At 70.5% G+C, this 26195-nt stretch carries 23 protein-coding genes; 3 read left to right on the forward strand and 20 right to left on the reverse strand.

Annotation, left to right across the window (positions count from 1 at the left end; all coding sequences use genetic code 11):
• Window positions 1–132: 132 nt before the first annotated feature.
• The 7 genes from ACIO3P_RS29010 to rpsD all read right to left on the reverse strand — a co-directional run bounded on the left by ACIO3P_RS29010 (window position 133) and on the right by rpsD (window position 7674).
• Window positions 133–957, reverse strand: coding sequence for a shikimate dehydrogenase (locus ACIO3P_RS29010; RefSeq protein ID WP_401854414.1), 825 nt, complete (start codon window positions 955–957; stop codon window positions 133–135).
• Window positions 957–2747, reverse strand: a complete 1791-nt coding sequence (gene mltG, locus ACIO3P_RS29015; RefSeq protein WP_401854412.1) for an endolytic transglycosylase MltG — start codon at window positions 2745–2747, stop codon at window positions 957–959. The genes ACIO3P_RS29010 and mltG overlap by 1 nt, the downstream gene beginning before the upstream one ends.
• Before the next feature lie 122 nt (window positions 2748–2869).
• Window positions 2870–3343 (reverse strand): Holliday junction resolvase RuvX, encoded by a 474-nt coding sequence (ruvX, locus tag ACIO3P_RS29020; RefSeq protein ID WP_401854409.1) that lies wholly within the window; start codon window positions 3341–3343, stop codon window positions 2870–2872.
• A 12-nt stretch (window positions 3344–3355) separates the two neighbouring features.
• Complete coding sequence (gene alaS / locus ACIO3P_RS29025; protein ID WP_401854407.1) at window positions 3356–6025, reverse strand: alanine--tRNA ligase; 2670 nt, start codon at window positions 6023–6025, stop codon at window positions 3356–3358.
• On the reverse strand, window positions 6025–6351 hold the full coding sequence (locus tag ACIO3P_RS29030; protein ID WP_329828445.1) for a DUF6167 family protein: 327 nt from the start codon (window positions 6349–6351) through the stop codon (window positions 6025–6027). The genes alaS and ACIO3P_RS29030 overlap by 1 nt, the downstream gene beginning before the upstream one ends.
• Before the next feature lie 8 nt (window positions 6352–6359).
• Window positions 6360–6806, reverse strand: a complete 447-nt coding sequence (locus tag ACIO3P_RS29035; protein ID WP_329828446.1) for a DUF948 domain-containing protein — start codon at window positions 6804–6806, stop codon at window positions 6360–6362.
• 253 nt (window positions 6807–7059) lie between these two features.
• Window positions 7060–7674 (reverse strand): 30S ribosomal protein S4, encoded by a 615-nt coding sequence (rpsD, locus tag ACIO3P_RS29040; RefSeq protein WP_329828447.1) that lies wholly within the window; start codon window positions 7672–7674, stop codon window positions 7060–7062.
• Between the two features lie 185 nt (window positions 7675–7859).
• On the opposite strand from rpsD, the gene ACIO3P_RS29045 reads away from it, so the two are divergent.
• Window positions 7860–8546, forward strand: coding sequence for a DUF2470 domain-containing protein (locus tag ACIO3P_RS29045; RefSeq protein WP_401854404.1), 687 nt, complete (start codon window positions 7860–7862; stop codon window positions 8544–8546).
• Between the two features lie 68 nt (window positions 8547–8614).
• Here the strand turns inward: ACIO3P_RS29045 and ACIO3P_RS29050 are convergent, their stop codons facing one another.
• The 4 genes from ACIO3P_RS29050 to ACIO3P_RS29065 all read right to left on the reverse strand — a co-directional run bounded on the left by ACIO3P_RS29050 (window position 8615) and on the right by ACIO3P_RS29065 (window position 12793).
• The gene (locus tag ACIO3P_RS29050) at window positions 8615–9970 is read right to left on the reverse strand and encodes a replication-associated recombination protein A (RefSeq protein ID WP_329828449.1); all 1356 of its coding nucleotides are present in this window, start codon (window positions 9968–9970) and stop codon (window positions 8615–8617) included.
• A gap of 88 nt (window positions 9971–10058) precedes the next feature.
• Complete coding sequence (locus tag ACIO3P_RS29055; protein WP_401854401.1) at window positions 10059–10694, reverse strand: vitamin K epoxide reductase family protein; 636 nt, start codon at window positions 10692–10694, stop codon at window positions 10059–10061.
• Between the two features lie 109 nt (window positions 10695–10803).
• Entirely contained in the window at window positions 10804–12066 is a 1263-nt protein-coding gene (gene hisS, locus ACIO3P_RS29060; protein ID WP_401854399.1) for a histidine--tRNA ligase, read from the reverse strand.
• Window positions 12067–12079: 13 nt separating this feature from the next.
• Window positions 12080–12793, reverse strand: a complete 714-nt coding sequence (locus tag ACIO3P_RS29065) for an MBL fold metallo-hydrolase (RefSeq protein ID WP_329821677.1) — start codon at window positions 12791–12793, stop codon at window positions 12080–12082.
• Window positions 12794–12996: 203 nt separating this feature from the next.
• Between ACIO3P_RS29065 and ACIO3P_RS29070 the strand changes: the two genes are divergently transcribed.
• Window positions 12997–13788, forward strand: coding sequence for a peptidylprolyl isomerase (locus tag ACIO3P_RS29070; protein WP_401793171.1), 792 nt, complete (start codon window positions 12997–12999; stop codon window positions 13786–13788).
• A gap of 149 nt (window positions 13789–13937) precedes the next feature.
• A complete protein-coding gene (locus tag ACIO3P_RS29075) occupies window positions 13938–15167 on the forward strand; it encodes a DUF349 domain-containing protein (protein ID WP_401854397.1) in 1230 nt (409 codons plus the stop codon).
• 93 nt (window positions 15168–15260) lie between these two features.
• On the opposite strand, the gene ACIO3P_RS29080 is transcribed toward ACIO3P_RS29075, so the two are convergent.
• The 9 genes from ACIO3P_RS29080 to ruvB form a co-directional block, all read right to left on the reverse strand.
• Complete coding sequence (locus tag ACIO3P_RS29080; RefSeq protein WP_401854394.1) at window positions 15261–16403, reverse strand: caspase family protein; 1143 nt, start codon at window positions 16401–16403, stop codon at window positions 15261–15263.
• Entirely contained in the window at window positions 16387–16788 is a 402-nt protein-coding gene (locus ACIO3P_RS29085; RefSeq protein WP_329821672.1) for a hypothetical protein, read from the reverse strand. The genes ACIO3P_RS29080 and ACIO3P_RS29085 overlap by 17 nt, the downstream gene beginning before the upstream one ends.
• Window positions 16789–16799: 11 nt before the next feature.
• Window positions 16800–18128, reverse strand: a complete 1329-nt coding sequence (locus ACIO3P_RS29090) for a serine/threonine-protein kinase (protein ID WP_329821671.1) — start codon at window positions 18126–18128, stop codon at window positions 16800–16802.
• A gap of 34 nt (window positions 18129–18162) precedes the next feature.
• Window positions 18163–20658, reverse strand: coding sequence for a RelA/SpoT family protein (locus ACIO3P_RS29095; protein WP_329821670.1), 2496 nt, complete (start codon window positions 20656–20658; stop codon window positions 18163–18165).
• A 182-nt stretch (window positions 20659–20840) separates the two neighbouring features.
• Complete coding sequence (locus ACIO3P_RS29100; RefSeq protein ID WP_329821669.1) at window positions 20841–21386, reverse strand: adenine phosphoribosyltransferase; 546 nt, start codon at window positions 21384–21386, stop codon at window positions 20841–20843.
• The gene (gene secF, locus ACIO3P_RS29105) at window positions 21383–22504 is read right to left on the reverse strand and encodes a protein translocase subunit SecF (protein ID WP_329821668.1); all 1122 of its coding nucleotides are present in this window, start codon (window positions 22502–22504) and stop codon (window positions 21383–21385) included. The genes ACIO3P_RS29100 and secF overlap by 4 nt, the downstream gene beginning before the upstream one ends.
• Before the next feature lies 1 nt (window position 22505).
• A complete protein-coding gene (gene secD / locus ACIO3P_RS29110; RefSeq protein ID WP_401854391.1) occupies window positions 22506–24296 on the reverse strand; it encodes a protein translocase subunit SecD in 1791 nt (596 codons plus the stop codon).
• 144 nt (window positions 24297–24440) lie between these two features.
• A complete protein-coding gene (gene yajC / locus ACIO3P_RS29115) occupies window positions 24441–24956 on the reverse strand; it encodes a preprotein translocase subunit YajC (RefSeq protein ID WP_401793162.1) in 516 nt (171 codons plus the stop codon).
• 164 nt (window positions 24957–25120) lie between these two features.
• A complete protein-coding gene (ruvB, locus tag ACIO3P_RS29120) occupies window positions 25121–26188 on the reverse strand; it encodes a Holliday junction branch migration DNA helicase RuvB (protein ID WP_329821665.1) in 1068 nt (355 codons plus the stop codon).
• Window positions 26189–26195: the final 7 nt, after the last annotated feature.

The following is a 26195-nucleotide window of genomic DNA, read 5'->3' on the forward strand; positions in this document are numbered from 1 at the left end:
GGACGACAACGGCGCGACCGGGTGCGCGGCCCTGGCCCGCCATGTCCGATTCTCCCACGGCGGGGATCAGCGGCGGGCAGCGGTCCGCGGAGCGGACCACCACCGCGCCGGGGCGCCCCGGCGCGGTACGGCTCAGCCGAGCGCCGCGGCGCCCGCCTCCCGCATCACGGCGAGCGGCGCGGGCGAGCGCCCCGTCATCAGCTCCACCTGGAGCACCGCCTGGTGGACCAGCAGGTCGAGTCCGCTCACCAGAGCCCCCTCGCGCCGCGCCCAGGCCGAGGCGAGCGCCGTCGGCCACGGCTCGTACAGCACGTCGAAGAGCGTGCCGGCCGCCTCGGGGACCGCGTCGGCGAGGGCGTCGGTGGTGCCCGCCGGGGTGGTGGCGATCACCAGCGGCGCGTGCAGCGCCCGGTCGGCCTCCGCCCAGTCGGCGATCCTGATGTCGACCCCGAGGCGTTCGCCCCAGCCGCGCATCTCGGCGGCGCGCGCCTTGGTCCGTACGTACGCGGTGACCGGACCCGTGCAGATACGGGAGAGCGCGGCGACGGCGGACGACGCGGTCGCCCCGGCCCCCAGGATCGCCGCGGACTCCACCTTCTCCACGCCCCGCTCACGCAGGGCGGCGATCATGCCGGGGATGTCGGTGTTGTCACCGGTGCGCCGCCCGTCGTCGCCGAGGACGACGGTGTTCACCGCCTCCACGGAGGCCGCGGTGTCGGTGACCTCGTCCAGCAGCGGGATGACCGCCCGTTTGAGCGGCATGGTCAGCGACAGCCCCGCCCAGGCGGGATCGCCCCGCAGCCCTTCGAGGAAGCCGGGCAGCCCGGCCTCGTCCACCTCGAAACGGTCGTACGTCCACTGGCTCAGGCCGAGCTCCGCATACGCGGCGCGGTGCAGCGCCGGGGAGAGGGAGTGAGCGATGGGCGATCCGAGGACCGCCGCCCGCCGATGTGACATCACTGTTTCTTGGCTTCCCTCTCGTACTCCTGGCGGTTCTCCTCGTGCTCCTCATTGGTGACGGCGAAGAGCGTCTTGTCCGAGGTCACCGAGACGAAGTAGTACCAGGGGCCTTCCGCCGGGTTGATCGACGAGTGCAGGGCGTCGGCACCCGGGTTTCCGATGGGCCCGGGCGGAAGGCCCTTGATGTCGTAGGTGTTGTACGGGTCCTTGATCCTGCGCAGGTCGTCGACCGCACCGAGATCCAGTCTGCTCTGGGCCTTGATGTAGTTGACGGTGGAGTCGAATTCGAGACGCCCGACGGTCTCGGTGTTCTCCGGCTGCAGGCGGTTGTAGACGACGCGGGCGACCTTGTCGAAGTCGTGCTTGTACTTGCCCTCCGCCTGCACGAGGCTCGCGATGGTGAGCAGTTGGAGCGGCGAACTCAGCTTCAGCTTCTTCGCCTCGGCCTCGATGTCCTGCTTCTCGTATTCGGCTTTGGCGCGGGCGACCATCTTCTTGAGGACGTTCTCCGGTTTCGTTCCCTTGGCGACCGGGTAGCTCGCCGGGAAGAGGAAGCCCTCCAGCGGATCCTTTATGCCCTTGTTGTCGTTGGCCCATTTCGGCAGGCCCAGGTTCTTCGCCTGCGCCTTGGCGATGGCCGCGGTCTCGCCCTTCTTGAGTCCGAGCCGTTTGTCGATCTGCTCGTAGACGAACTCGTTGCGCTTGCCCTCGGGGAAGATCAGCGCGTTCCTGCTGCTCGGGCTGAGCATCTTCGTGACCGCGTTCCGCGCCGACATCTCCTTGCCGAGAATGTAGACGCCCGCCTGGATGGTATTCCCCTTGGGATTCTGGTTCTGTGCGGCGACGAAGGCGCGCTGGCTCTTCACCACGCCGTTCTTCACCAGAATGGCACCGATCTCGTATCCACCGGCCCCCGAGGGGATTTCCACCTCGATATCGCCGGAGCCCGCGCCCGCGAAGTCCGGCGGGGGGCCGAATTTGCTCTGCCAGAACTGGTAGCCGACATAGCCGATGCCACCGGCGCCGCCCAGGAAGACCACGGCGACGACGAGGCAGGCGGTGCCGTTGCGGCTCTTCTTTTTCTTCGTCTTGCCCCGGCGCTCGCGGCCCCCGCCGCCGCGGCCCGTGCCCGCGTCGTCGTCCTTGTCGTCGCCGCCCTCACCGGTGAAGAAGGGGTGCGTCTCCTTCTCCGGCGCGTCCTCGGCGGCCTCGGCCTGCTCGGGTTCCGCCTGGGGTTCAGGCTCGGCCTGGCGCAGGCCGGGGGGCTGCGGGGGCGGGTAGGCGTCCGGGGTGCCGTACTGGTCGTGGTTCTCCGCGTAGGTGCCGTACTCGCCCGCGTAGGGGGCCGAGGAGTTCGCCCCGTACGGCATCTCGGCCTGCTGGCCGTTGTCCCAACCGCCGTTGTACTGCGGGTCGTTGTACTGCGGATCGCCGTACTGCTGCGGGGCCTGCTGCGGCGCGTACCGCTGCTCCCCGTACTGCTGCTGGGGGTGCTGAGGCTGCTGCTGCGTCCCGTACTGCTGGTCGCCGTACTGCTGCGCACCGTACTCGGGCCGGCCGCCCTGGTACTGAGGGTGCTGCGGCTGGTACTGCTGCTGGTACGGGTCCTGCGCCGCCCCGTACTGCGCCTGCGCCTGGGCCTGCGGCTGCTGCGGGTACTGCTGCTGTCCTCCGTAGGAGGAGCCGCTGCCGTCGGTGGCCTGCTGTGCCGCCCACCCCGGGTCTCCGTAGAGAGGGTCCCCAGGGTGCCACGGTTCGGGGCCCGGGCCCCGGCCATAGTCAGTCATCGATCCCCTTGAGCCGCGAGGCGTGACCGCTGAGCTCAGTGGCACGGCGTCCGTTTCGCCTCTTTGCTGTGCGGCGGCTGTTCGAACACCGCCGCATCGCGCGGAACGTTACCGTACCGCGATCAGATGACCACTTCGACGCTCTCGCCGGGAGGATTACCTGATACCCGTTCGGCCTCCAGCGCGCCCTGGAGGATGACAACTGCCGCCACTTGGTCGATAACGGACCGCCCTTTCTTGGACTTAACGCCCGAAGCGCGCAGTCCCTGACTGGCCGTCACTGTGCTCATTCGCTCATCGACCAGTCGTACCGGCAGGGGGGCGACCCCCCGTGCGAGCTCCTGGGCGAACACACGTACCTTCGCGGCGGCGGGCCCCTCGCCCCCGTTGAGGGAGCGCGGCAGCCCGACCAGCACTTCGACGGGTTCGTACTCCTCGACGATCTGCCGCAGCCGCCGGTGGGCGGCCGGGACGTCGCGTCCCGGCACGGTCTCCACCGGCGTGGCGAGGATCCCGTCGGGGTCGCACGAGGCGACCCCGATCCGGGCGTCCCCGACGTCGACCGCGAGCCGGCGTCCTCTGCGCATGGCGCTCATCCGGCGCCGGCCTCAGGCCGTCTCGGCGACGAGGCGCTCGACGGCGGCGACGGCGTCCCCGATGGCCTCCGGGTTCTGGCCGCCGCCCTGGGCGAGGTCCGGCTTGCCGCCGCCACCGCCGCCGAGGGTCTTGGCGGCGGTGCGCACCAGGTCACCGGCCTTGAGCCCGCGCCCGCGGGCGGCCTCGTTGGTGGCGATGACCGTCAGCGGGCGTCCGCCCGCCGTGGTGAACAGGGCGACGACCACCGGCCGGTCGCCGCTGATCCGGCCACGCACGTCGAGGACCAGCTTCCGCAGGTCGTCGGCGGAGGTGCCGTCCGGGACCTGCCCGGTGACCAGGGCGGTGCCCCGTACGTCCTTGGCGGAGCCGGCCAGTCCGGCGGCGGCGGCGAGCACCTTCTCCGCGCGGAACTTCTCGATCTCCTTCTCGGCGTCCTTCAGCTTGCCGAGCATGCCCGCGATCTTCTCGGGCAGCTCCTCGGAGCGGCCCTTGACCAGCTCCTGGAGCTGGGCGACGACGGTGTGCTCCTTGGCGAGGAAGCTGTACGCGTCCACACCCACCAGGGCCTCGATACGCCGGACCCCGGAGCCGATCGACGACTCGCCGAGCAGCTTCACCAGGCCGAGCTGGGCGGTGTTGTGGACGTGCGTGCCGCCGCACAGCTCCTTGGAGAAGTCGCCGATGGTGACGACGCGGACCCGCTCGCCGTACTTCTCGCCGAACTCGGCGATGGCGCCCTGCTTCTTGGCCTCGTCGATCGACATGACCTCGGCCTGGACGTCCAGCTCCCGGGCGAGCACCTCGTTGATCTTCTGCTCGACGTCGAGGAGCACCGTGCCGGGTACGGCGGCGGGCGAGCCGAAGTCGAAGCGGAAGCGGCCCGGGGAGTTCTCGGAACCGGCCTGGGCGGCCGTCGGGCCGAGGGCGTCACGCAGGGCCTGGTGGGTGAGGTGGGTGGCGCTGTGGGCGCGGGCGATGGCCCGGCGGCGGGTCAGGTCGATGGCGGCGTAGGCGGAGGCGCCCACCGTCACCTCGCCGACCTGCACCGTTCCCTTGTGTACGGAGACACCGGGGACCGGCTGCTGGACGTCGCGGATCTGGACGACGGCGCCGCTGTCGAGCCGGATCCGGCCCTGGTCGGCGAGCTGGCCGCCGCCCTCGGCGTAGAACGGTGTGCGGTCGAGGACGATCTCGACGTCGTCGCCCTCGGTGGCGGCCGGCGAGGGCACCCCGTCGACGAGCAGGCCGACGACGGTCGACTCGCCCTCGGTGGCGGTGTAGCCGGTGAACTCGGTGGAGCCGCTGGTGTCCGCGACCGAGCGGTAGGCGGAGAGGTCGGCGTGGCCGGACTTCTTGGCCTTGGCGTCGGCCTTGGCCCGCTCCCGCTGCTCCTTCATGAGCCGCCGGAAGCCGTCCTCGTCCACGGAGAGGCCCTGTTCCGAGGCCATCTCCAGGGTGAGGTCGATGGGGAAGCCCCAGGTGTCGTGGAGCAGGAACGCCTTGTCGCCGGGGAGCACCCGGCCGCCGGCGGCCTTGGTCTCGGTGACGGCGGTGTCGAGGATGTTCGTGCCGCCCTTGAGGGCCTTGAGGAAGGCGGCCTCCTCGGCGAGGGCGACGGTCTCGATGCGCTTGCGGTCGGTCTCCAGCTCCGGGTACTGCTCGCCCATGGTCCTGATGACCACGTCGATCAGCTCGGCGACGACCGGCTGGGTGGCGCCGAGGAGGCGCATGTTGCGGATGGCGCGGCGCATGATGCGGCGCAGTACGTAGCCGCGTCCCTCGTTGCCGGGGGTGACGCCGTCGCCGATGAGCATCGTGGACGTACGGATGTGGTCGGCGACCACGCGCAGCGAGACGTCCGAGCCGTGGTCGGCGCCGTACCGTACGCCCGTCAGCTCGGTGGCCTTGTCCATGACGACCCGCAGGGTGTCGGTCTCGTACATGTTCTGTACGTCCTGGAGGATCATGGCGAGACGTTCGAGGCCGAGGCCGGTGTCGATGTTCTTGGAGGGCAGCTCGCCGAGGATCGGGAAGTCGTCCTTGCCCTCGCCGGGGCCGCGCTCGAACTGCATGAAGACCAGGTTCCAGATCTCCACGTAGCGCTCGTCGTTGACGGCGGGGCCGCCCTCGACGCCGAACTCGGGGCCGCGGTCGTAGTTGATCTCCGAGCAGGGGCCGCAGGGGCCCGGCACGCCCATGGACCAGTAGTTGTCCTTCTTGCCGAGGCGCTGGATGCGCTCGGCGGGGACGCCGATCTTCTCGCGCCAGATCTGCTCGGCCTCGTCGTCGTCCAGGTAGACGGTGACCCACAGGCGCTCCGGGTCGAGTCCGTAGCCGCCGTCCGCCACGGAGCTGGTCAGCAGCTCCCAGGCGAGGGTGATGGCGCCTTCCTTGAAGTAGTCGCCGAAGGAGAAGTTGCCGCACATCTGGAAGAACGTGCCGTGCCGGGTGGTCTTGCCGACCTCTTCGATGTCCGGGGTGCGGACGCACTTCTGCACGCTGGTGGCGCGGTCGTACGGAGGCTTGACCTCGCCGAGGAAGTACGGCTTGAAGGGCACCATGCCCGCCGGGACCAGCAGCAGAGTCGGGTCGTCCGCGATGAGCGACGCCGAAGGGACGACGGTGTGACCGCGCTCCTCGAAGAAGCTCAGCCAGCGGCGACGAATTTCAGCCGACTCCATCAGTGGTCCTCATTCCGGTTGTGCGGGTTGTAGGAGTGCGTGGTCCGGGGGCGGTCGATCGCGGCGAGCCGCCGCGGGGCGGGCAGCGCGTGGTCCGCGGGTGCGTCCAGGCCCAGCGCCTCGCCGAGTTCGGCCTCGCGCCGCACCATGGAGGAGCGGACGTCGACGGCGAACTCCTTGACCTTGTGCCCGGCGTCGATCGCCTTGTTCGCCGCCTGGGCGGCGAGGCTCTCCGGGGTGAGCTGCTTGAGCTTGCGGTTGACCTTGGCGGTGGCCCAGACGCCGGCGGCGGCGCCCGCGGTGAACCAGAACGTACGGCGGAACATCGCTGCGGTCAGCCCTTCTTCTTCCGGAACCGGGCGGCGGGGAGCGTACGGCCGACGACGACCGTACGGCGGGTGGCCCGCTCCGCGGGCTCGCTCCCTGCGTCGGGGGCGCCCCGGCGTCCCATGGCCTGGCGTACGCCGTAGCCGAACGCCGCGACCTTGACGAGGGGGCCGCCGAACGTCGAGGCGACCGTGGTGGAGAGCGCCGAGGCGTTGGAGGTGACTTCCTGGACGTCCGACGCGATGGCGTCGACCCGGTCGAGCTGGGTCTGCGCGGAGCGGACCGTCGCGGACGCGTCCGCGAGCAGGGGGACGGCCTGTTCGGTGACGTCCGCCACCAGCCGGGTGGTCGCCTTGAGCGTCTGCGCCAGCCTCACCAGCACCACGGCCAGGAAGGAGACCAGGATGGCCCAGAACACGGCCACCAGGATTCCGGCAACCTCTCCACCGGTCACGCCGCACCGCTCCCTGATCGTCGAAGGTCGCTGACAACTGAAAGGTCGCTGACACCTGGGGCGGCGACGGAACTGACAACTGCCAGGCGACTGGAAAGTCGTCCTCCGACCCTATCGCGCCGAGGGCCCGGCCCCGTACCGGATTAGCGGCGCGCGGGGCGGTGCGGAGGCCCACGCGAAAGCCCGCCGGCTCTCCGGCCACGAGGGGCGGGGAGACGGCGGGCTGAAGCGTGGTGGAGCTACCGCGTCCGGGTCAGCGGGCGTAGTACTCGACGACGAGCTGCTCGTCGCAGATGACCGGGATTTCCTTGCGGTTCGGGTCGCGGTCCAGGCGGAACGCCAGCGCCTTCAGGTTGACCTGGAGGTAGCGCGGGGTCTCGCCGTCCGTGTCGTAGCCACCCTCGCGGGCGACCTGGAAGGGGACCTTCTCACGGCTGCGCTCGCGGACCATCACGACGTCGTCGGGACGGACACGGAACGACGGCTTGTCGACCTTGCCGCCGTTGACCTCGATGTGACCGTGCACGACCATCTGACGGGCCTGGTAGATGGTGCGGGCGATGCCCGACCGCAGGACGAGCGCGTCGAGACGGCGCTCCAGCTCGACGACCAGGGCCTCGCCCGTCTTGCCGCCGGCCTTCTTGGCGCGGTCGTAGGCGCGGGCCATCTGGCGCTCGCTGATGTCGTACTGGGCGCGCAGGCGCTGCTTCTCCAGCAGACGGACCTTGTAGTCACTGTTCTGCTTGCGTCCACGACCGTGCTCACCCGGCGGGTAAGGACGGGCCTCGAAGTACTTGACAGCCTTGGGCGTCAGCGCGATACCGAGCGCACGTGACTTCTTGACCTTGGGACGCGACTGGTTAGGCACGTTCTCCAGACCTCCGTTGTAGGTTAGGTTAGGCTCACCTTACTTAAGGAGATCGCATGTCTCGCCCTGGGAACACCACGCGCATCACAGACATCACAGACAAGCTCGGCGCGGAGAGCGACGAATCGACGGAGGTCCGATCAGCTCATGGTCAGCCGCGTCCCAGCGGGCTTGAAATCGATCGGATGCCGTCAGCAGCCGAACGCACACGAACTCTCGTACAGGGTACATGCTCGGCGGTGCTGCTCATCCCGGGCCTGGACGGGGCCAGGCCCTACCAGCTCATGCCCGACGTACGGTCCGTGGGCCCGGACGGCGAGGTGTTCCTCGTCTTCCCCTCGGACTCCCCCGCGGTACGGGCCGCCACCCACGCACAGGACGACGAACTCACCGCGGTACTGGAGCTCACGGACGTGGCGCCCGTCTCCGTACCCCACCGTATCCGCGGCCGGGCCTGGCTCTCCGGCTGGCTCACCCGCGAACCCGACCTGGCGGACGCCGGCCGGATGACGCTGCGCCTGGAGGTCGGCGAGGCGTGCGTGGACGACCTGTGGGGCGCCGAGTCCGTGGAGCCCGAGGACTTCGTGCAGGCGACCCCCGACCCGCTGGTCGAGCACGAGGCGGAGCTGCTGCAGCACCTCCACTCCGCACACAGCGCCGAGGTCCAGTCCCTGCGCGGGCTGCTCGGCGAGCGGACCGAGGCCGCGTCCATCACCGCGGCCGTACCGGTCGGGATCGACCGCTTCGGACTGCGGGTGCGCTTCACCGGGGTCCAGTGCTTCGACGCCCGCTTCGACTTCCCCGAGCCGGTCCGGAACGTCAACGAGCTGCGCTACGCGATGCACACCCTCTTCGACGCGGCCGCCCAATAGCACGGCGGGGTGTCTCGGGGAGCGCACACCCGGGGATCCGGTACGCGGAGATCCGGTACGCGGAGGTCTCAGCCGGAGTCGCCGCGCAGCCGCTCGCGCACCTTGTCGACCACGTCCGCGTAGCGCGCTTCCGCGCCGTACCGCGTGGGCTCGTAGTAACGCCTGTCGCGCACCGCTTCCGGTGCGTACTGCTGGGCCGCGATCCCGCCCGGGACGTCGTGCGGATAGATGTAGCCCTGGGCATGGCCGAGTTTGGCCGCGCCCTTGTAGTGGCCGTCCCGCAGATGCGCCGGGACCTGCCCCGTCAACCCCTTCTTCACATCCTCCAGGGCCGCCTGGACCGCCATCGTGGCGGCGTTGGACTTGGGGGCGAGGGCCAGCGCGATGGTGGCGTGGCTGAGCGTGAGGGCGGCCTCCGGGAAGCCGATCATGGCCACGGCCTGGGCGGCGGCGACCGCGATCGGCAGTGCGGTCGGATCGGCGAGGCCGATGTCCTCGCTCGCCGAGATCATCAGCCGTCTGGCGATGAAGCGGGGGTCCTCCCCCGCGTCGATCATCCGGGCCAGATAGTGCAGCGCCGCGTCCACGTCGGAGCCGCGGATCGACTTGATGAGGGCGCTCGCCACGTCGTAGTGCTGGTCGCCGTCCCGGTCGTACATCACCGCCGCGCGGTCGACGGTCTCCTCCACCGTCAGGAGGGTGATCTCCCGCTCGCTCTTGGCGAGCGCGGCGCCGGCCGCCGCCTCCAGCGCGGTCAGCGCCCGCCGGGCGTCGCCGCCCGCGATGCGCAGCAGATGCGCCTCGGCGTCCTCGGGCAGGGTGACAGCGCCTCCGAGGCCGCGCTCCTCGGTGAGCGCGCGCCGCAGCAGGGCGCGCAGGTCCTCGTCCGTGAGCGGCTCCAGCGTGAGCAGCAGGGAGCGGGAGAGCAGCGGGGAGATCACCGAGAAGTACGGGTTCTCCGTGGTGGCGGCGATCAGCGTCACCCAGCGGTTCTCCACCGCGGGCAGCAGGGAGTCCTGCTGGGCCTTGCTGAAGCGGTGGATCTCGTCGAGGAAGAGGACCGTCTCCTTGCCGAAGCCGCCGGAGGCGCGCCGCGCCCCGTCGATGACGGTCCTGACCTCCTTGACGCCCGCGGTGATCGCCGACAGCTCGACGAAGCGTTTGTTGGTGGCCTTGGAGACGACATAGGCGAGGGTCGTCTTTCCGGTGCCCGGCGGGCCCCAGAGGATCACGGACGAGGGGCCGGCGGGACCGCCGCTGCCCTCGCCCACCAGCCGGCGCAGCGGGGATCCCGGCTTCAGCAGATGTTTCTGGCCGACGACCTCGTCGACGACACGGGGACGCATCCGTACGGCCAGCGGGCTGGCGGACGGGTCCTTCTCCTGGCGGTCTTCCGCGGCTGCGGTAAAGAGGTCGGGCTCCACGCGTGAAAGCCTATGCCACCCCCCTGACAAGCACTGACAGCGTTGACAGCACTGACAACGCCGTCAACGCCCGGGTCGGGCCGGGCGGTCAGCTCGTCCAGAAGTCCCACCAGCGGGTCAGGATCAGCATCCCGATGATCCCGATGTGCAGGGCCGGCAGGACCCAGGTGAACTCGGCGAAGAAGCCGCGCAGCCAGGCGGGGGCCGGCAGTGTCCGGTGACGGACGTTGTGGGCGGTGACGTACCAGAACATCAGGATCGTCGCGACCCACGCCAGGCAGCACCAGAGGCAGAGCGAGTTGATGCTGTACAGCGACTGGTACTGGAGCCAGGTGCAGAACCCGACGCCGAAGAGCGTCCCCGCGTTCAGCCCCAGCCAGAACCAGCCCCGGTAACGGGCCCCGGCCAACAGCCCCATCCCGATGGCGATGACCACGGAGTAAGCGGCCAGGCCCAGCATCGGGTTGGGGAAACCGAACACCGACGCCTGCGCGCTCTTCATGATGTTGCCGCAGGACACCACCGGATTCAGACTGCACCCCGGCGTGAAGTCCGGGTCCTCCAGCAGCTTGAACTTGTCGATCGTGATCACCCACGCGGCCAGCAGCCCCGCCGCACCCGTGACCACCAGGAGCAGGGCCAGCGCCCGTCCGCCGCCGACCGTGCCGGGGACCTTCCCGCCGTCCCGGTCGGAGGAGACGTCGTCAACCGCTGCACTCGTCATATCGCCGTTCCATCGCTGAGGGGCCTGTACGGGCAGGCTCATTCTGCCGTACAGGCTCCCGCGACCGGCGTTCGCCGGGGATAAAGGCGCTCCGGCAGGAGCGTCGGGCTCAGCCGAGCCGCCGGGTCACCTCGGCCACCAGGGTGTCGAGCGCGATCGCCGTCTGCTCGCCGCTCTCCATGTCCTTGAGCTGGGCGACGCCCTCCTCAAGGTCCCGCTCCCCCGCGACGAGCGTGTAACGCGCGCCCGAGCGGTTCGCGGACTTCATGGCGCCCTTGAGGCCCCGGCCGCCGAACGCGAAGTCCGTCGCGACGCCGGCCGCGCGCAGCTCCGTGACGACGCCGAACAGCTTCCGGCGCGCCTCCTCGCCGAGCGGGATCGCGTACACGCTGGTGGCCGGCGGGATGTCCAGCTCGACGCCCTCGGCCTCCAGCGCCAGTACCGTACGGTCTACGCCGAGCGCCCAGCCGACCGACGGGAGCGCGGGGCCGCCCAGCATCTCCGAGAGCCCGTCGTACCGGCCGCCGCCGCCCACCGCGGACTGCGCCCCGAGGCCGTCGTGGACGAACTCGAAGGTGGTGCGGGTGTAGTAGTCGAGGCCGCGGACGAGCTTCTCGTCGTCCTCGAAGGCGACGCCCTGGACGGTCAGCAGCTCGCGTACCTCTTCGTGGTACGCCTTGCACGCGTCGCACAGGTAGTCGTGCAGCATCGGCGCCCCGACGAGCTGCTTCTGCACGTCGGCGCGCTTGTCGTCGAGGACCCGCAGGGGGTTGATCTCGATCCGGCGGCGCGTCTCCTCGTCCAGGTCGAGTCTGCGCAGGAACCCCTGAAGGGCCTCGCGGTAGACGGGGCGGCACTCCTTGTCGCCCAGCGAGTTGAGGAGGATGCGGAAGTTCCGCAGGCCCAGCGAGCGGTACGCCTGGTCGGCGAGGATGATCAGCTCGGCGTCGAGCGCGGGGTCCTCGACACCGATCGCCTCGGCGCCGACCTGGGAGAAGTGGCGGTAGCGGCCCTTCTGGGGGCGCTCGTAGCGGTAGTACGAGCCGGAGTACCAGAGCTTGACCGGGAGGTTGCCGGCCTTGTGGAGGTTGGCCTCCAGCGCGGCGCGCAGGACGGAGGCGGTGCCTTCGGGGCGCAGGGCCAGCTTGTCGCCGCCCTTGGTCTCGAAGGCGTACATCTCCTTGGAGACGATGTCGGTGGACTCGCCGACGCCGCGGGCGAACAGCTCGACGTTCTCGAATCCGGGCGTCTCGACATAGCCGTAGCCGGAGTTCTTCAGCGGCGCGGCGATCGCCTCGCGTACGGCGAGGAAGGTCGCCGAGACGGGCGGGATCAGGTCGTAGGTGCCCTTGGGTGCCTGGAAAGTGCTCATGGAGATCGGTGTTTCACATTCCTCGTCGCGGAGCGGCGTGCGTGCCGTCTCCCTGGCCGGTGGCCACGTCCCGGAGATACGGGTTGGTGGCGCGCTCCCGGCCGATGGTCGTCTGGGGGCCGTGGCCGGAGAGCACCACGGTCGAGTCGTCGAGCGGCAGGCACACGCGGCCCAGCGACGCCAGGATCTCTCCGTGGTCACCGCCGGGCAGGTCGGTGCGTCCGATGGAGCCGGCGAAGAGCAGATCGCCCGAGAAGAGGACCGGCGGAATGTCCGCGGCCTCGGGCATCGCGAAGGTCACCGACCCCTTCGTATGGCCGGGCGCGTGGGCGACGGTGAACTCCAGGCCCGCCAGCGCCAGCCCGGCGCCGTCGGTGAGCTCCCGCACGTCGTCCGGCTCGCCGACCGTCAGCTCGCCCATGAGCGGCATCCCGATCGAACGGCCGAGGGACTTCTCCGGGTCGCTCATCATGTAGCGGTCGGCGGGGTGGATCCACGCCGGTACGTCATGCGCGCCGCACACCGGGACGACGGAGGCGACATGGTCGATGTGCCCGTGGGTGAGGATGACCGCGACGGGCTTGAGACGGTGCTTCCTGACCGCTTCCTCGACCCCTGGGGCGGCCTGGTGGCCCGGGTCGATGATCACGCACTCCTCACCCGCGGCGGGGGCGACCAGATAGCAATTGGTCCCCCAGGCTCCGGCGGGGAACCCGGCAATGAGCACGATCGTCCTTATATGTCGTCCGGCGCGCATGGTCCGGCGGAGAATGCGGCTGTTCGGAGAGGATACCGGCGCTCCTCATTCCACAGCCAACCCATATACCGTACGCATCCGGTGCCCCTCCCGGAAAGGTTTGCCCGGTCGTGGCACTGGTCAGGCCGGATGGGACCGAACAGGATCACACACAGACACGAGGAGTGGACCCGGTGGTCAAGAGCGATCAGCGGCGGCGGCAGCTCGCCAGGGAGAAGTTCGAGCGGCAGCAGCAGCGGCGGGTTGAGGCCCGGCAGAAGGCGAAGCGGCGCAACGCGATCATCGCTTCCGTACTGGCCGTGGTGGTGCTCGCGGGAGGCGCGGCGTACTTCTCCATCGGTCTGAGCGACGGCGACGGCTCGAAGGACGACGCCGCGTCGGAGGCGAGCCCGTCGGCGTCGCCCTCGGAGAGCGAGAGCGCCGCGCCCGAGCCGAAGATGACCATCGACAAGAACGCGAAGTACACGCTGGACCTCAAGACCAGCCAGGGTGACATCGCGATCGCCATGGACGCGAAGAAGACACCGCACACGGTGAACTCGTTCAAGGCGCTCGCCGACAAGGGGTACTTCGACAAGACGAAGTGCCACCGGCTGACCACCGAGGGGATCTTCGTCCTCCAGTGCGGCGACCCGAAGGGTGACGGGACCGGCGGCCCCGGCTACACGATCGAGGACGAGAACCTGACGTCCCTCGGCAAGGCCGGCGCGGACGGCAGCGTGACGTATCCGGCGGGCACGGTGGCCATGGCCAATACCGGCCAGCCGCACACCGGTGGCAGCCAGTTCTTCCTGGTCTACAAGGACACCAAACTGCCGCCCAGCTACACCCCGTTCGGGACCATGGACGAGGCCGGGCTGAAGGCCGTGGAGGCCGTGGGGAAGGCCGGCGTGGACGGTGGGGCGGGCGACGGCGCGCCCAAGAAGACCGTCACCGTGGAGAAGGGCACGGTCGACACGGCGTGACCCTGTGAATTTCGGCCGCGCTGAGTGCGGACAGCCGGGCGGCCGGTCGCCTAGATTGGCGTTGTGCAGGGCGGGCGCAGCCCGTCCCAGGAACTGTGGATGATGCCCGGGGGCCATTCCCCTCACGGGCATCAGGTGGAGGAGGCGCTGTGAGCAGCGACCCGTGGGGCCGCGTCGACGAGACGGGCACCGTGTACGTGCGGACGGCCGAGGGCGAGCAGGTCGTCGGATCGTGGCAGGCAGGATCTCCGGAAGAGGCTCTGGCCTATTTCGAGCGCAAGTACGAGGGCCTGGTGGTCGAGATCGGCCTCCTGGAAAAGCGCGTGAAGACCACCGACCTGTCCGCGAAGGACGCGACGACGGCCATCGACCATCTGCGCGGGCAGGTGGAGGAGCACCACGCCGTCGGTGATCTCGACGCGCTGCGGACGCGGCTCGACGCGCTGGTCGCCACGGTCGAGGCGCGCCGCGAGGCGCGCAAAGTGCAGCGGGCCAAGCAGACCGACGAGGCGCGCCACGCCAAGGAGGCGCTGGTCACCGAGGCGGAGGAGCTGGCGCAGAGCGACCAGTGGCGGTCGGCCGGTGAGCGGCTGCGGGCGCTGGTGGACATCTGGAAGGGCCTGCCCAGGCTGGACCGGAAGTCCGACGACGAGCTGTGGCACCGCTTCTCGCACGCGCGCTCGGCGTTCTCCAAGCGGCGCAAGGCCCACTTCGCGGCGCTCGACGCGCAGCGCGAGGAGGCCCGTAAGGCCAAGGAGAAGCTGGTCGCCGAGGCGGAGTCGCTCTCCGGCTCCACCGACTGGGGCGGTACGGCGGCGCGCTACCGCGAGCTGATGACGGACTGGAAGGCGGCGGGCCGCGCACAGCGCGAGGCCGAGGACGATCTGTGGAACCGCTTCCGCGGCGCTCAGGACGTCTTCTTCGCGGCGCGCGGCGAGGTCTTCGCCGAGCGCGACGCCGAGCAGACGGAGAACCTGAAGCTCAAGGAGGAGCTGGCGGTCGAGGCCGAGCGGCTGCTGCCGGTCACGGACCTCAAGGCGGCCCGGGCGGCCTTCCGCGCGCTGAACGAGCGCTGGGAGGCCATCGGTCACGTACCGCGCGACGCCAGGCCCAAGGTCGAGGCCCGGATGCACACGGTGGAGCGGGCGCTCCAGGAGTCCGAGGAGAACGAGTGGCGCCGGACGAACCCGGAGGCCCGTGCGCGGGCCGCCGGTCTGACGGGGCAGCTCCAGGCGGCCGTCGACAAGCTGCGCAAGCAGATCGACACGGCGCGCGCGGCGGGCAACAACGCGAAGGCCGACAAGCTGGCCCGTGAGCTGGAGGGCCGGCAGGCGCTGCTGGACCAGGCGCTCAAGGGCCTCCAGGAGTTCGGCGGCTGAGAGCCGGCGCGGCACAGCGCGGCGATACGCGGAGGGCGGCCCGGCGGTGGATTCCACCGCCGGGCCGCCCTCTGTCCGTGCACGGCGGGTCGGTCAGTCCGGGACGCGCAGTTGGTCCTCGGCGAGTTCGAGCGCGTGCTTGAGCACCTCGCATGCCTGGATGTGGTTGCCCGACTCCTGGAGCAGATCGGCGAGGCGGCGGCAGACCAGCAGGGCGTCGGGGCCGTAGATCTTGTGCACCTGCTGGAACGCCTGCTCCAGCACCTCGATGGCCTCGCGGGTCTGGCCGTTCTCGGCGAGCATGTCGGAGAGTTCGAGCTGAACGGCCAGCAGGTTCCGTTCCCCGTCCGGCACTTGTTCCTGCAGTGCCAGCCGCAGCACGGGCAGCGCGTCCCGGCTCCGTCCGGCGGCGCGCAGCATCCGGGCGACGCCCAGCCCCGCGGCCACCATGGCGGCCCGTACGTCGGTGGCGAGTACGGGGCCCGCCGGGACATGGCGGGCGGCGCGGGCGCGGTTACGGGCCAGCGGCAGCCGGCCGACGCCGTTCTCCTGGGAGCGCTGCGGCAGCGGCCGGTTCTTCGCCCGGAGGCGCTCTTCGAGTACGCGGTGGAGCGTGTCCAGATCGATCAGTTCGGGGCCGTCCTCGATGCCGTCACGCAGCAGCGTCAGCATCTCGCCGGTGAAGGCGGTGTGGCGCTCCCCGTCGGGGGCGAGCGCCACCCGGTCGCGTGGTGACGCGGTGAGGACGAAGGCGCCGTCCACGGCGGCCTGGGCCGCGAGGACCTCGTCCCCGGCGGCGAGCGTACGGGCCGCCCGGCCGCTGAAGCAGCAGTCGAGGACGACGATCTTGCGCCGGGCGCGGGCGGTGCGCAGGGCGGTCCGCACATGCTGGTACGCGACGGCCGTGTAGCCGGTGTTCTCGCGGGATCCGACGAGCCCCAGATAGAGGTCGGCGGATTCGGAGTCCCGCATGCCGTGTCCCGCGAAGTACACGACGAGGGTGTCCAGGGCCTGCTCCGCCGCCTGGTGCACGGGGTCGAGCATCGCCGAGGCGCTCTGCGGATCGGTGACCGTCACGCAGTGCTGCTCGGGCAGCCCCCACACCGTGGCGTCGCAGAGGACGGCGGCCAGGTCGGTGATGTTCGCCTCGACCGGGCTCAGCGCCGGCAGATGCCGGTAGGCGGCCGTACCGATGAGGACGGCTCTGGACGCCGCCGGGTCAGGCAGTCCCACCATCGCCGCCGGTCTCCTCCGCCCGGTCGAGCAGTTCGACGACGCGCCGCAGGGTCTCGGGGTCGGCCGCGGCCTCCTCCGACAGTTCGGCCTCGACACCGCCGCGGCGCAGCACGACGGCGGGCGCCGCGTGCCGGCGGGAGGTCCGCCACTGGAGTACGGAGACGACGAGCGAGGCGGTGGAGACGGCGGTGCCGACGGCGAGTTGCAGCAGGTCGAACCCGGTGCCCATGTGGCCGGGGGCGAGCGGTTCCCGGCCGCGGACCGTGCCTCGTACGTCCCGGTCGAGGGTTTCGTCCTCCGTCAGCCAGCTCAGCAGCGAGCGCAGCTCGGCCTCCGGGCCCTCGCCGTCCGCGGCTCCGGTGACCCGGACCTCGTATGCAGGCATCTTCCCCGTCCTCATTTCTCCTGGTCGATGTGGGTGTTCACCCGCTGGAAGAGTTCCAGCGCGGGCCCGCCCGCCCCGAGCCTCGCCAGGCAGACCGCCTGCCAGTACTGGCAGGCCAGGGTCGTCGGATGCCCGGGGCCGAGCGACGACAGGCAGACCTGGGTGATGGCCGTGAGCATCTGCACGGCCTCCTGGAGCCGGCCGCGCAGGACGAGGGTGACCGCTTCGCGCAGCCGGGAGGCGGCGTCCTGCGGGGTCATGCTGCCCAGCACCATGCGGCGGGTGGTGTCGCTGAGCGTCAGCGGCCGGAAGGGGTCCTCGGTCCCGGCGCGCTGCGTGGGTACGGCGGCGTCGTCCCAGCCGTACTCGGGGGCCCCGGTCGGGGCGGGCGAACCCTCGGGGGCGGGCACCCCGTCCGGGACGGCGCCCATCGATCGGGGGTCGAACACCTGCTCGACGGCAGTGTCCCTGAGCCGAGCGGCGACCAGTTCGCCCAGGGCCGCCTGTCCTTCGCCCTCCAGCCGGGCGAGCAGCAGCGCGACCTCCTCGGCCGACTGGGGCCGCAGGGCGGCCTCCTGGGCGCACAGGCGGTCCACCAGGGCTCTGAGCTCGCGCGGGTACGGGAGGTCCCTGCGATGCTCCAGCCGGGGAATGCCCGCGCCTATGGCGTGCTCCACCACGGCGCCGACCGACAGGTCACCGCCGAACGGCACCTGTCCCGTCATCATCAGGTAGGCGCAGGCGCCCAGACCGTAGAGATCGGCGGTCCGGCCGGGTGGCGCGCCCCGGATGATCTCGGGCGCCATGAACTGCGGTGTGCCCACGAAACCCGTGAGCCGGGTGATGGCGGACTCCCCCGCCAGCCGGGCCAGCCCGAAGTCCTGGAGGACGACCCGGCCCCCACTGGTGATGCCGACGTTCGTGGGTTTCACGTCGCGGTGCAGCACTCCGGCCTCGTGCGCCGCGCCGAGGGCCCGGGCCATGCCGGCGGCCACGCAGCACACCACGTCCGGTGGTAAGGGCCCGGCCTCCTGGACGAGCCGCGCGAGGTCCACCCCGTCGAGCAGTTGCATGACGAGGAACGGGGTGCCTTCGTGGAGCCCTTCGTCGTAGAGGGTCACCACGCCCGGGTGGTCGATCCTGGCGAGGGCGCGGGCCTCCTGCACGAAGCGTCTGAGCACCGTCTCGTCCCGCGAGAGGCCCCCGATCGCGGAGAGCACCTTGACGGCCACGCGCCGGCCGAGCTTGGTGTCCTCCGCCTCGTACACCGCGCCCATGCCGCCCCGGCCGAGCAGCCCCACCCGCCGGTAGCGGCCCGCGATCAGTACTCCGTCACCCATCTCCGGTCCCCCTCCGGCCCCTGGTCCGTCCCGCTCAGGGCCTGCGGGCCGAGGTGACGCGGTAGACGTCGTAGACGCCCTCCACGCCGCGTACGGCCTTCAGTACGTGGCCCAGATGCTTCGGGTCACCCATCTCGAAGGTGAAGCGCGAGGTGGCGACCCGGTCGCGGGAGGTCTGGACGGCGGCGGAGAGGATGTTGACGTGCTGGTCGGAGAGGACCCGGGTGACATCCGACAGGAGCCGCGAGCGGTCCAGCGCCTCGACCTGGATGGCGACCAGGAAGACCGAGGACTGGGTGGGCGCCCACTCGACCTCCTTGATCCGCTCGGGCTGCTGGGAGAGCGCGTCCACGTTGACGCAGTCGGCGCGGTGCACGGAGATGCCACTGCCCCGGGTGACGAAGCCGATGATCGGGTCGCCGGGGACGGGCGTACAGCAGCGGGCGAGCTTCACCCAGACGTCGTCGACGCCCTTGACGACCACACCGGGGTCGGCGTTGGAGCGGCGCTTGCCGCGGCTGTGGGAGGGCGGGGAGTTCTCCGCGATGTCCTCGTTGGCGGCCTCCTCGCCGCCGAGGGCCTGGACCAGCTTCTGTACGACGCCCTGCGCGGCCACATGGCCCTCGCCGATCGCCGCGTACAGGGACGAGATGTCGGGGTAGCGCATCTCGTGCGCGAGCGTGACCAGGGAGTCCCCGGTGAGAATGCGCTGGATCGGCAGGTTCTGTTTGCGCATGGCCCGCGCGATGGCGTCCTTGCCCTGCTCGATCGCCTCGTCGCGGCGCTCCTTGGAGAACCAGGCGCGGATCTTGTTCCTGGCCCGCGGCGACTTGACGAAGCCGAGCCAGTCGCGCGAGGGGCCCGCCCCGGACGCCTTGGAGGTGAAGACCTCGACCAGGTCGCCGTTGTCGAGGGTCGATTCGAGCGGGACGAGCCGCCCGTTGACCCGCGCCCCTATGGTGCGGTGGCCGACCTCCGTGTGGACGGCGTACGCGAAGTCGACGGGGGTGGCGCCGGCCGGCAGCGCTATGACGTCGCCCTTGGGCGTGAAGACGAAGACCTCGTTGCGCGAGAGGTCGAAGCGGAGCGACTCCAGGAACTCGCTGGGGTCCTCCGTCTCCTTCTGCCAGTCCAGGAGCTGGCGCAGCCACGCCATGTCGTTGACGGTGTCCTGGTTGGCGCCCCGGCCCGCGCTCCTCGGGACGTCCGTGCGGACCTTGGAGGCGCCCGCGACGGCCTCCTGCTTGTACTTCCAGTGCGCGGCGATGCCGTACTCGGCGCGGCGGTGCATGTCGAACGTACGGATCTGGAGTTCGACCGGCTTGCCGTTGGGCCCGATGACCGTCGTGTGCAGCGACTGGTACATGTTGAACTTGGGCATCGCGATGTAGTCCTTGAACCGGCCGGGGACCGGATTCCACCGCGCGTGGACGGTGCCGAGCGCCGCGTAGCAGTCACGGACCGTGTCGACGAGGACCCGGATGCCCACCAGGTCGTAGATCTCCGCGAAGTCCCGGCCGCGGACGATCATCTTCTGGTACACGCTGTAGTAGTGCTTCGGCCGTCCGGTGACGGTGGCCTTGATCCGGGCCGCGCGCAGGTCGGACTGGACCTCGTCGGTCACTATGGCCAGGTATTCGTCGCGCTTGGGGGCGCGCTCGGCGACCAGCCGGACGATCTCGTCGTACATCTTGGGGTAGAGGATCGCGAAGGCGAGGTCCTCCAGCTCCCACTTGATGGTGTTCATGCCCAGCCGGTGGGCCAGGGGCGCGTAGATCTCCAGCGTCTCGCGGGCCTTCTTCTCCTGCTTCTCCCGCTTGAGGTAGCGCATGGTGCGCATGTTGTGCAGCCGGTCGGCGAGCTTGATGACCAGGACGCGCGGGTCCTTGGCCATGGCGACGACCATCTTGCGTACGGTCTCGGCCTGCGCGGCCTCGCCGAACTTGACCTTGTCGAGCTTGGTGACCCCGTCGACGAGGAGCGCGACCTGGTCGCCGAAGTCGCGGCGCAGGGTGTCGAGGCCGTACTCGGTGTCCTCCACCGTGTCGTGCAGCAGGCCGGCCATCAGGGTGGCGGGGTCCATGCCCAGCTCGGCGAGGATCGTGGTGACCGCGAGGGGATGCGTGATGTACGGATCGCCGCTCTTGCGCTTCTGCCCGCGGTGCCAGCGCTCGGCGACCTGGTAGGCGCTCTCGATCTGGCGCAGCGTCGCGGTCTCGATCTTGGGGTCGTTCCCCCGTACGGTCCGCAGCAGCGGCTCCAGGACGGGGTTGTACGGCGAGGAGCGCTGGACCCCCAGCCGCGCGAGACGGGCCCTCACCCGGTTCGACGACCCCCCGGAGCGCGGCGCGGCCGTGGCACCCGGCTTGGGCGCGCTCACGGGCACGGCGGGGCGCTCGGGCGGCGCGGGCTCCACGGGGGGCCGAGCGGCGGCCGGCGCCTTGTCCTGCGGCGTGCCGGAGCTTGCGGCGGCCCGGTCGGCGGGGTGGTCGGGCGTCGCGGCGGCCAGTGGCTGGACCTCGTCTGGCAAGAGCGCTCCTCGTGCGGATCCCAGGTCCCCCGGTCAGGCCCGGAGGTTCCATGGTATCGACCTCGGGCGCCCCTCTCGCCCCGAGGCCGGGCTCCGCGGAACGCGGAACGGGCACCCGATGGTGCGCGGGTGCCCGTCCTGCTGTGTTTCCATACCGCCGGGAACCTGGGTTCCGTGGCTGATCAGAGCGTGATCAGGGCCTCCAGCGGGGCGCCGTCGAGCGCGGGTACCAGCCGCTCCCGGCCGCCCAGGAAGCCCAGCTCCATGAGGACCGCGACGCCCACGACCTCGGCGCCGGCCCGCCGGACCAGCTCCAGGGACGCCTCGGCCGTACCGCCGGTGGCGAGGACGTCGTCGATGACGAGGACACGGTCTCCGTGCTCCAGGTCCTCGGCGTGGACCTCGATCTCCGCGGAGCCGTACTCCAGGTCGTACGACTGCGAGAGCGTCGCGCCGGGGAGCTTGCCGGCCTTGCGTACGGGGATGAACCCGACGCCCGCCCGGACCGCCACGGGGGCGGCCAGGATGAAGCCGCGCGCCTCCAGGCCGACGATCTTCGTCGCACCGAACCGTACGCACAGGTCGGCGAGCGCGTCGGTCAGCGCCGTGAACGCCTTGGGGTCGGCCAGCAGCGGGGTGATGTCCTTGAACACCACGCCCGGCTTCGGATAGTCCGCCACGTCACGGATGCGGCTGAGCAGCAGCTCCCGCGTACTGGTGTCGGTCATCGACGCCTCCCCGATCCCGAGGGACGGCCGCGGCCACCGCGACCGCGCGGACCTGCCACGGCGGCCGTGGCGGCGGTGCCGGGGGCACCGTCCTCCGCGTTGTCGTCACCGTCACCGTCGGCGGAACCGTCGGCCTGCTCACCCTTGGCCGCGGCGGCCGCGCGCTTGGCGAGCACCCGCTTCTTCAGCGCCTTGATCTGCGGGTCGCGTTCCTTCAGGTCGGCGACGAGCGGCGTGGCGATGAAGATCGAGGAGTACGCGCCGGCGGCGAGGCCGACGAAGAGCGAGAGCGAGATGTCGTTCAGCATGCCGGCGCCGAGGAAGCCGCCGCCGATGAAGAGCAGCGCGCCGACGGGCAGCAGCGCCACCACGGTGGTGTTGATGGAACGCACCAGCGTGCTGTTGATCGACCGGTTGGCGATCTCGCTGTAGGTCCAGCGGCTCTGCTTGGTGATCCCGGTGGCCCCCTCCTTGAGGCTGTCGAAGACGACGACCGTGTCGTAGAGGGAGTAACCGAGAATGGTCAGCAGACCGATCACCGTACCCGGGGTGACCTCGAAGCCGACCAGTGTGTAGACCCCGACGGTGATCGTGAGGTCGTGGATCAGGGCGATGAGCGCGGCGACCGCCATCCGCCATTCGAAGGCGATCGCCAGATAGATCACCACCAGGACCATGAAGATCCCGAGACCCATCCACGCCTTGTTGGCGATGGTCGCGCCCCAGCTCGGGCCGACCAGGTCCGCGTTGATCTTCGCCTCGTCGACCTTCAGGTCCTTGGCGAGCTGGGTCTTCACGGCGTCGGCCTGCTTGGTGTCCAGCTCCGTGACCTGGATCCGCATGCCGCCGTTGCCGAGCTTCTGGACGATCGCGTCGTGCCCGGACGCCTTCTGCGCGTCCTCGCGGGCCTGGACCTCCGAGATGCTCGTGCTCGGGATGGTGAAGACGGCACCGCCCTTGAACTCGATGCCCATGTTGAGCCCGCGCACCGCCAGGGCCGCGATGGCCGTGATGGTGATCAGGATCGAGATTCCGTACCAGATCTTGCGCTTCCCGATGAAGTCGTACCCGACTTCGCCTCGGTAGAGCCGGGCGCCGAGATCGCCGAGTCGGGACATCTCACGCCTCCTTCGGGTCGGTGGGGGCGCTGACACGGCGGGTACGGCGCAGCGGCGGCTTGGCGCCGAGGCGCGTCGGGTCCAGACCGGACCACGGGTGGCCGCTGGAGAAGAACTTCGTACGGGCCAGGAGCGTCATCACGGGCTTGGTGAAGAAGAACACCACGACCACGTCGAGGAGCGTGGTCAGACCGAGGGTGAACGCGAAGCCCTGGACCTTGCCGACGGTGACGAGGAACAGCACCGCGGCGGCGAGGAACGACACGAAGTCGGAGACGAGGATCGTGCGCCGGGCGCGCGGCCAGGCCCTCTCGACGGCCGGGCGGAGCGTACGGCCCTCGCGGATCTCGTCCCGGATGCGTTCGAAGTACACGATGAACGAGTCCGCGGTGATACCGATGGCGACGATGGCGCCGCAGACCGCGGGCAGGTTCAGCGCGAAGCCGATGCCCGGGCCGAGGAGCGACATGATCGTGTACGTCATGATGCCGGAGGCGCCGAGGCTGAGGATGGCGATCGCGGAGAGACCTCGGTAGTACGCCACCAGGTAGATGACGACCAGGGCGAGGCCGATCGCGCCGGCGATCAGACCGGCTTCGAGCTGCTCACCGCCGAGCGCGGCGGTGACCGTCGTGACGGACTGCTCCTGGAAGGTCAGGGGCAGCGCGCCGTACGAGAGGATGTTGCCCAGGTCCTGGGCTGACTGCTGGGTGAAGCTGCCGGAGATCTCGGCGCTGCTGCCGAGCGTCTGGCTCACCGAGGGCGCGGAGACCACGTTGCCGTCGAGGACGATGGCGAACTGGTTCATCGGCGCCTGCTGCTGCGAGAGCTTGCCGGTGATCGACTGGAACTTCTTCGTGCCGGCGCCGGTGAAGTCCATCGTGACGATCCACATGCCACGCTGCTGGTCGAGCACGCCCTTGGCGTCGTCGACGTCCGTGCCTTCCAGCTCGGCCGGGCCGAGGACGTACTTCTCCCACTCGCCGCCGGAGTTCTGGCCGCAGGCGACGATCGTGTCCTTGGGCGCCGAGCTCTGGTTGACCTCGGTGCGCGCGGTCTTCTTGGTGCAGTCCAGCTCCGTGAACTTCTTCTCCAGGGCGGCGGTGGCCGGGTCGCTGGAGGCGCTCGCGGAGGGGGCGGGGGACTCGTTCTTCTTGTCCGACGACTTGTCCGAGGCGGAGGCGTCGGGCGAAGGCGAGGCATCCGCCTTCAGCGCGTCCATCACGGCCCGGCCCTGGGAGGTGGCGGACGCCTTGGGCGACGCCGCCGAGTCGGCGCCGTCGGCCTTGTCGCCCTCCTTGTCGCCGGTCGAGGCACTGGTCGAGGAGGAGGGAGCGGCGCTCGGCGAGCCGCTGCCCGAGGGCTGCGGGGTCGTCGGGCTCCCGGCGGCGACGGTCAGCACCGGCCGGAAGTAGAGCTGGGCGGTGGTGCCGACCTGCTCACGGGCCTGCTTCTCGTTCGTGCCCCGGGGGATGTTGACGATGATGTTCTCGTCGCCCTGGGTCTGAACCTCGGCCTCCGAGACGCCAAGACCGTTGACACGCCGCTCGATGATGCTGACGGCGGTGTCCATGTTGGTCTTGTTGATCGCGTTCGGCTTGCCCGGCGTGTTCTTCGCCTGGAGCGTGATGCTGGTGCCGCCCGCGAGGTCGATCCCCAGACGTGGCGTGACATGGCCGGACCAGAACATCCCGCCCGTGAGGGCCACCATGGCAATCAGGAACAGCGCCAGGGTGCGCCCTGGCCTGCCTGGGGACCCCGCTTGCCTTCGGCCCTTATTAGGTGCTGCCACCTTCTCGTTTCTCCCTGTCCAACCGCCCCCACGCCGGGTGTGCGCCGGAGCGGCCACGAAGTGTTGTGGGGACCTGCCCCCGCAGTGATCAGCGCGACCGTGAGTCGCCGGCGGCCGTTGTGCGGCCGGTCGGCGCGGACCCGGCTACTTCGCGCCCGACTCGCCGTCGGTCGTGCCCTCGGCCTTGTTCTCGGCCTTGCTCTCGGCCTTCTCGTCGGCCTTCGCCTCGGTCGTGGCGTCGGCGGGCTCGGCGTCCGTGGTCCCCTCGGGCTTCTTGCCGAGGTCGATCCTGGCCTCGTCCGAGGAGTCGGTGTCGGCGGGACCGGTCAGCGAGGAGGCGTCGTCGGGCACGACGGGCGTGTCGGAGTCGCTCGCGTCGTCGCCGTGCACGATGCGGTTGTACTCGTCGTCGTCCAGCACCGCGCCGATGGCGTTCTTCGCGTAGACGGCGTGAACGCCGGGAGCCACCTCCAGGAGGACCATGTCAGCGTGCACCTCCTTGACGGTGGCGTACATGCCCCCGATGGTGCGGATGCCGGTGCCGGGCTGCATCTCGTCGCGCATCTGCGCGGCGGCCTGCTGCTTCTTCTTGGCGGACCGGGTCATCAGGAACATGGCCCCGATGAGCACGATGAAGGGGAGAAGGGTCACGAGACTCACGGGAGGGAACTTCCTTCGCACGACCGCGCTGTCGAGCGGCCTGATATACGGGGGTGGGCATGCCGCTCCGGAAGGGCGGCATCGGCGGAGTCTAAGCGAGTCCGCTTCGTTGGAACAACGCCCAGCGTCGCACCGAGGTTCCTGCCGTGCGCGTGTTCATGCCGTCACGCCCCGAACAGGCCGGGTTGTCCGGTCGCGCCGGGCGCCTGCTGGGGCGGGACGAGCCCGAGGTGCGCCCATGCCGCGGGGGTCGCGACCCGGCCGCGCGGCGTACGGGCGAGCAGTCCTTCCCGTACGAGAAAGGGCTCGGCGACCTCTTCGACCGTCTCGCGCTCCTCCCCCACGGCGACCGCCAGGGTCGACAGCCCCACGGGCCCGCCGCCGAAGAGTTTGAGCAGCGCCTGGAGCACGGCGCGGTCGAGCCGGTCGAGGCCGCGCGCGTCGACCTCGTACACGGCGAGGGCCACCTCCGCCACCTCACGGGTGATCCGCCCGTCCGCCTTGACCTGGGTGTAGTCCCGTACGCGGCGCAGCAGCCGGTTGGCGATACGGGGGGTGCCCCGGGAGCGTCCGGCGATCTCCGCGGCCCCTTCGGCGTCTATCTCCAGGTCCAGGAGCTGGGCGGAGCGGTGGATGACGCGCTCCAGTTCGACGCTCTCGTAGAACTCCATGTGGCCGGTGAAGCCGAAGCGGTCGCGCAGCGGGGGCGGCAGCAGTCCGGCCCGGGTGGTGGCGCCGACCAGGGTGAAGGGCGGCAGCTCCAGCGGGATGGCGGTGGCGCCCGGGCCCTTGCCGACGATCACGTCGACCCGGAAGTCCTCCATCGCCATGTAGAGCATCTCCTCGGCGGGCCGGGACATGCGGTGGATCTCGTCGAGGAACAGCACCTCCCCCTCCTGGAGGGAGGAGAGGATCGCGGCGAGATCGCCCGCGTGCTGGATCGCCGGGCCGGAGGTGATGCGGATCGGGGCGTTCATCTCGGCCGCGATGATCATCGAGAGGGTCGTCTTGCCGAGCCCCGGCGCCCCGGAGAGCAGCACGTGGTCGGCGGTGGCGCCGCGCGCGAGCGCCGCCTTGAGCACCAGGTCGAGCTGGACCCGTACCCGCTCCTGCCCGACGAACTCGTCCAGCGACTTGGGCCGCAGCGCCGCTTCGACGGCCTGGTCCTCACCGTCCGCGGAGGCACCGACCAGCCGCTCGGCCGCGTCGTCGGCGGTGTCGTCCCAGTTCACTCAGTCT

Source organism: Streptomyces sp. NPDC087310 (genome assembly GCF_044744405.1).
Classification (GTDB): domain Bacteria; phylum Actinomycetota; class Actinomycetes; order Streptomycetales; family Streptomycetaceae; genus Streptomyces.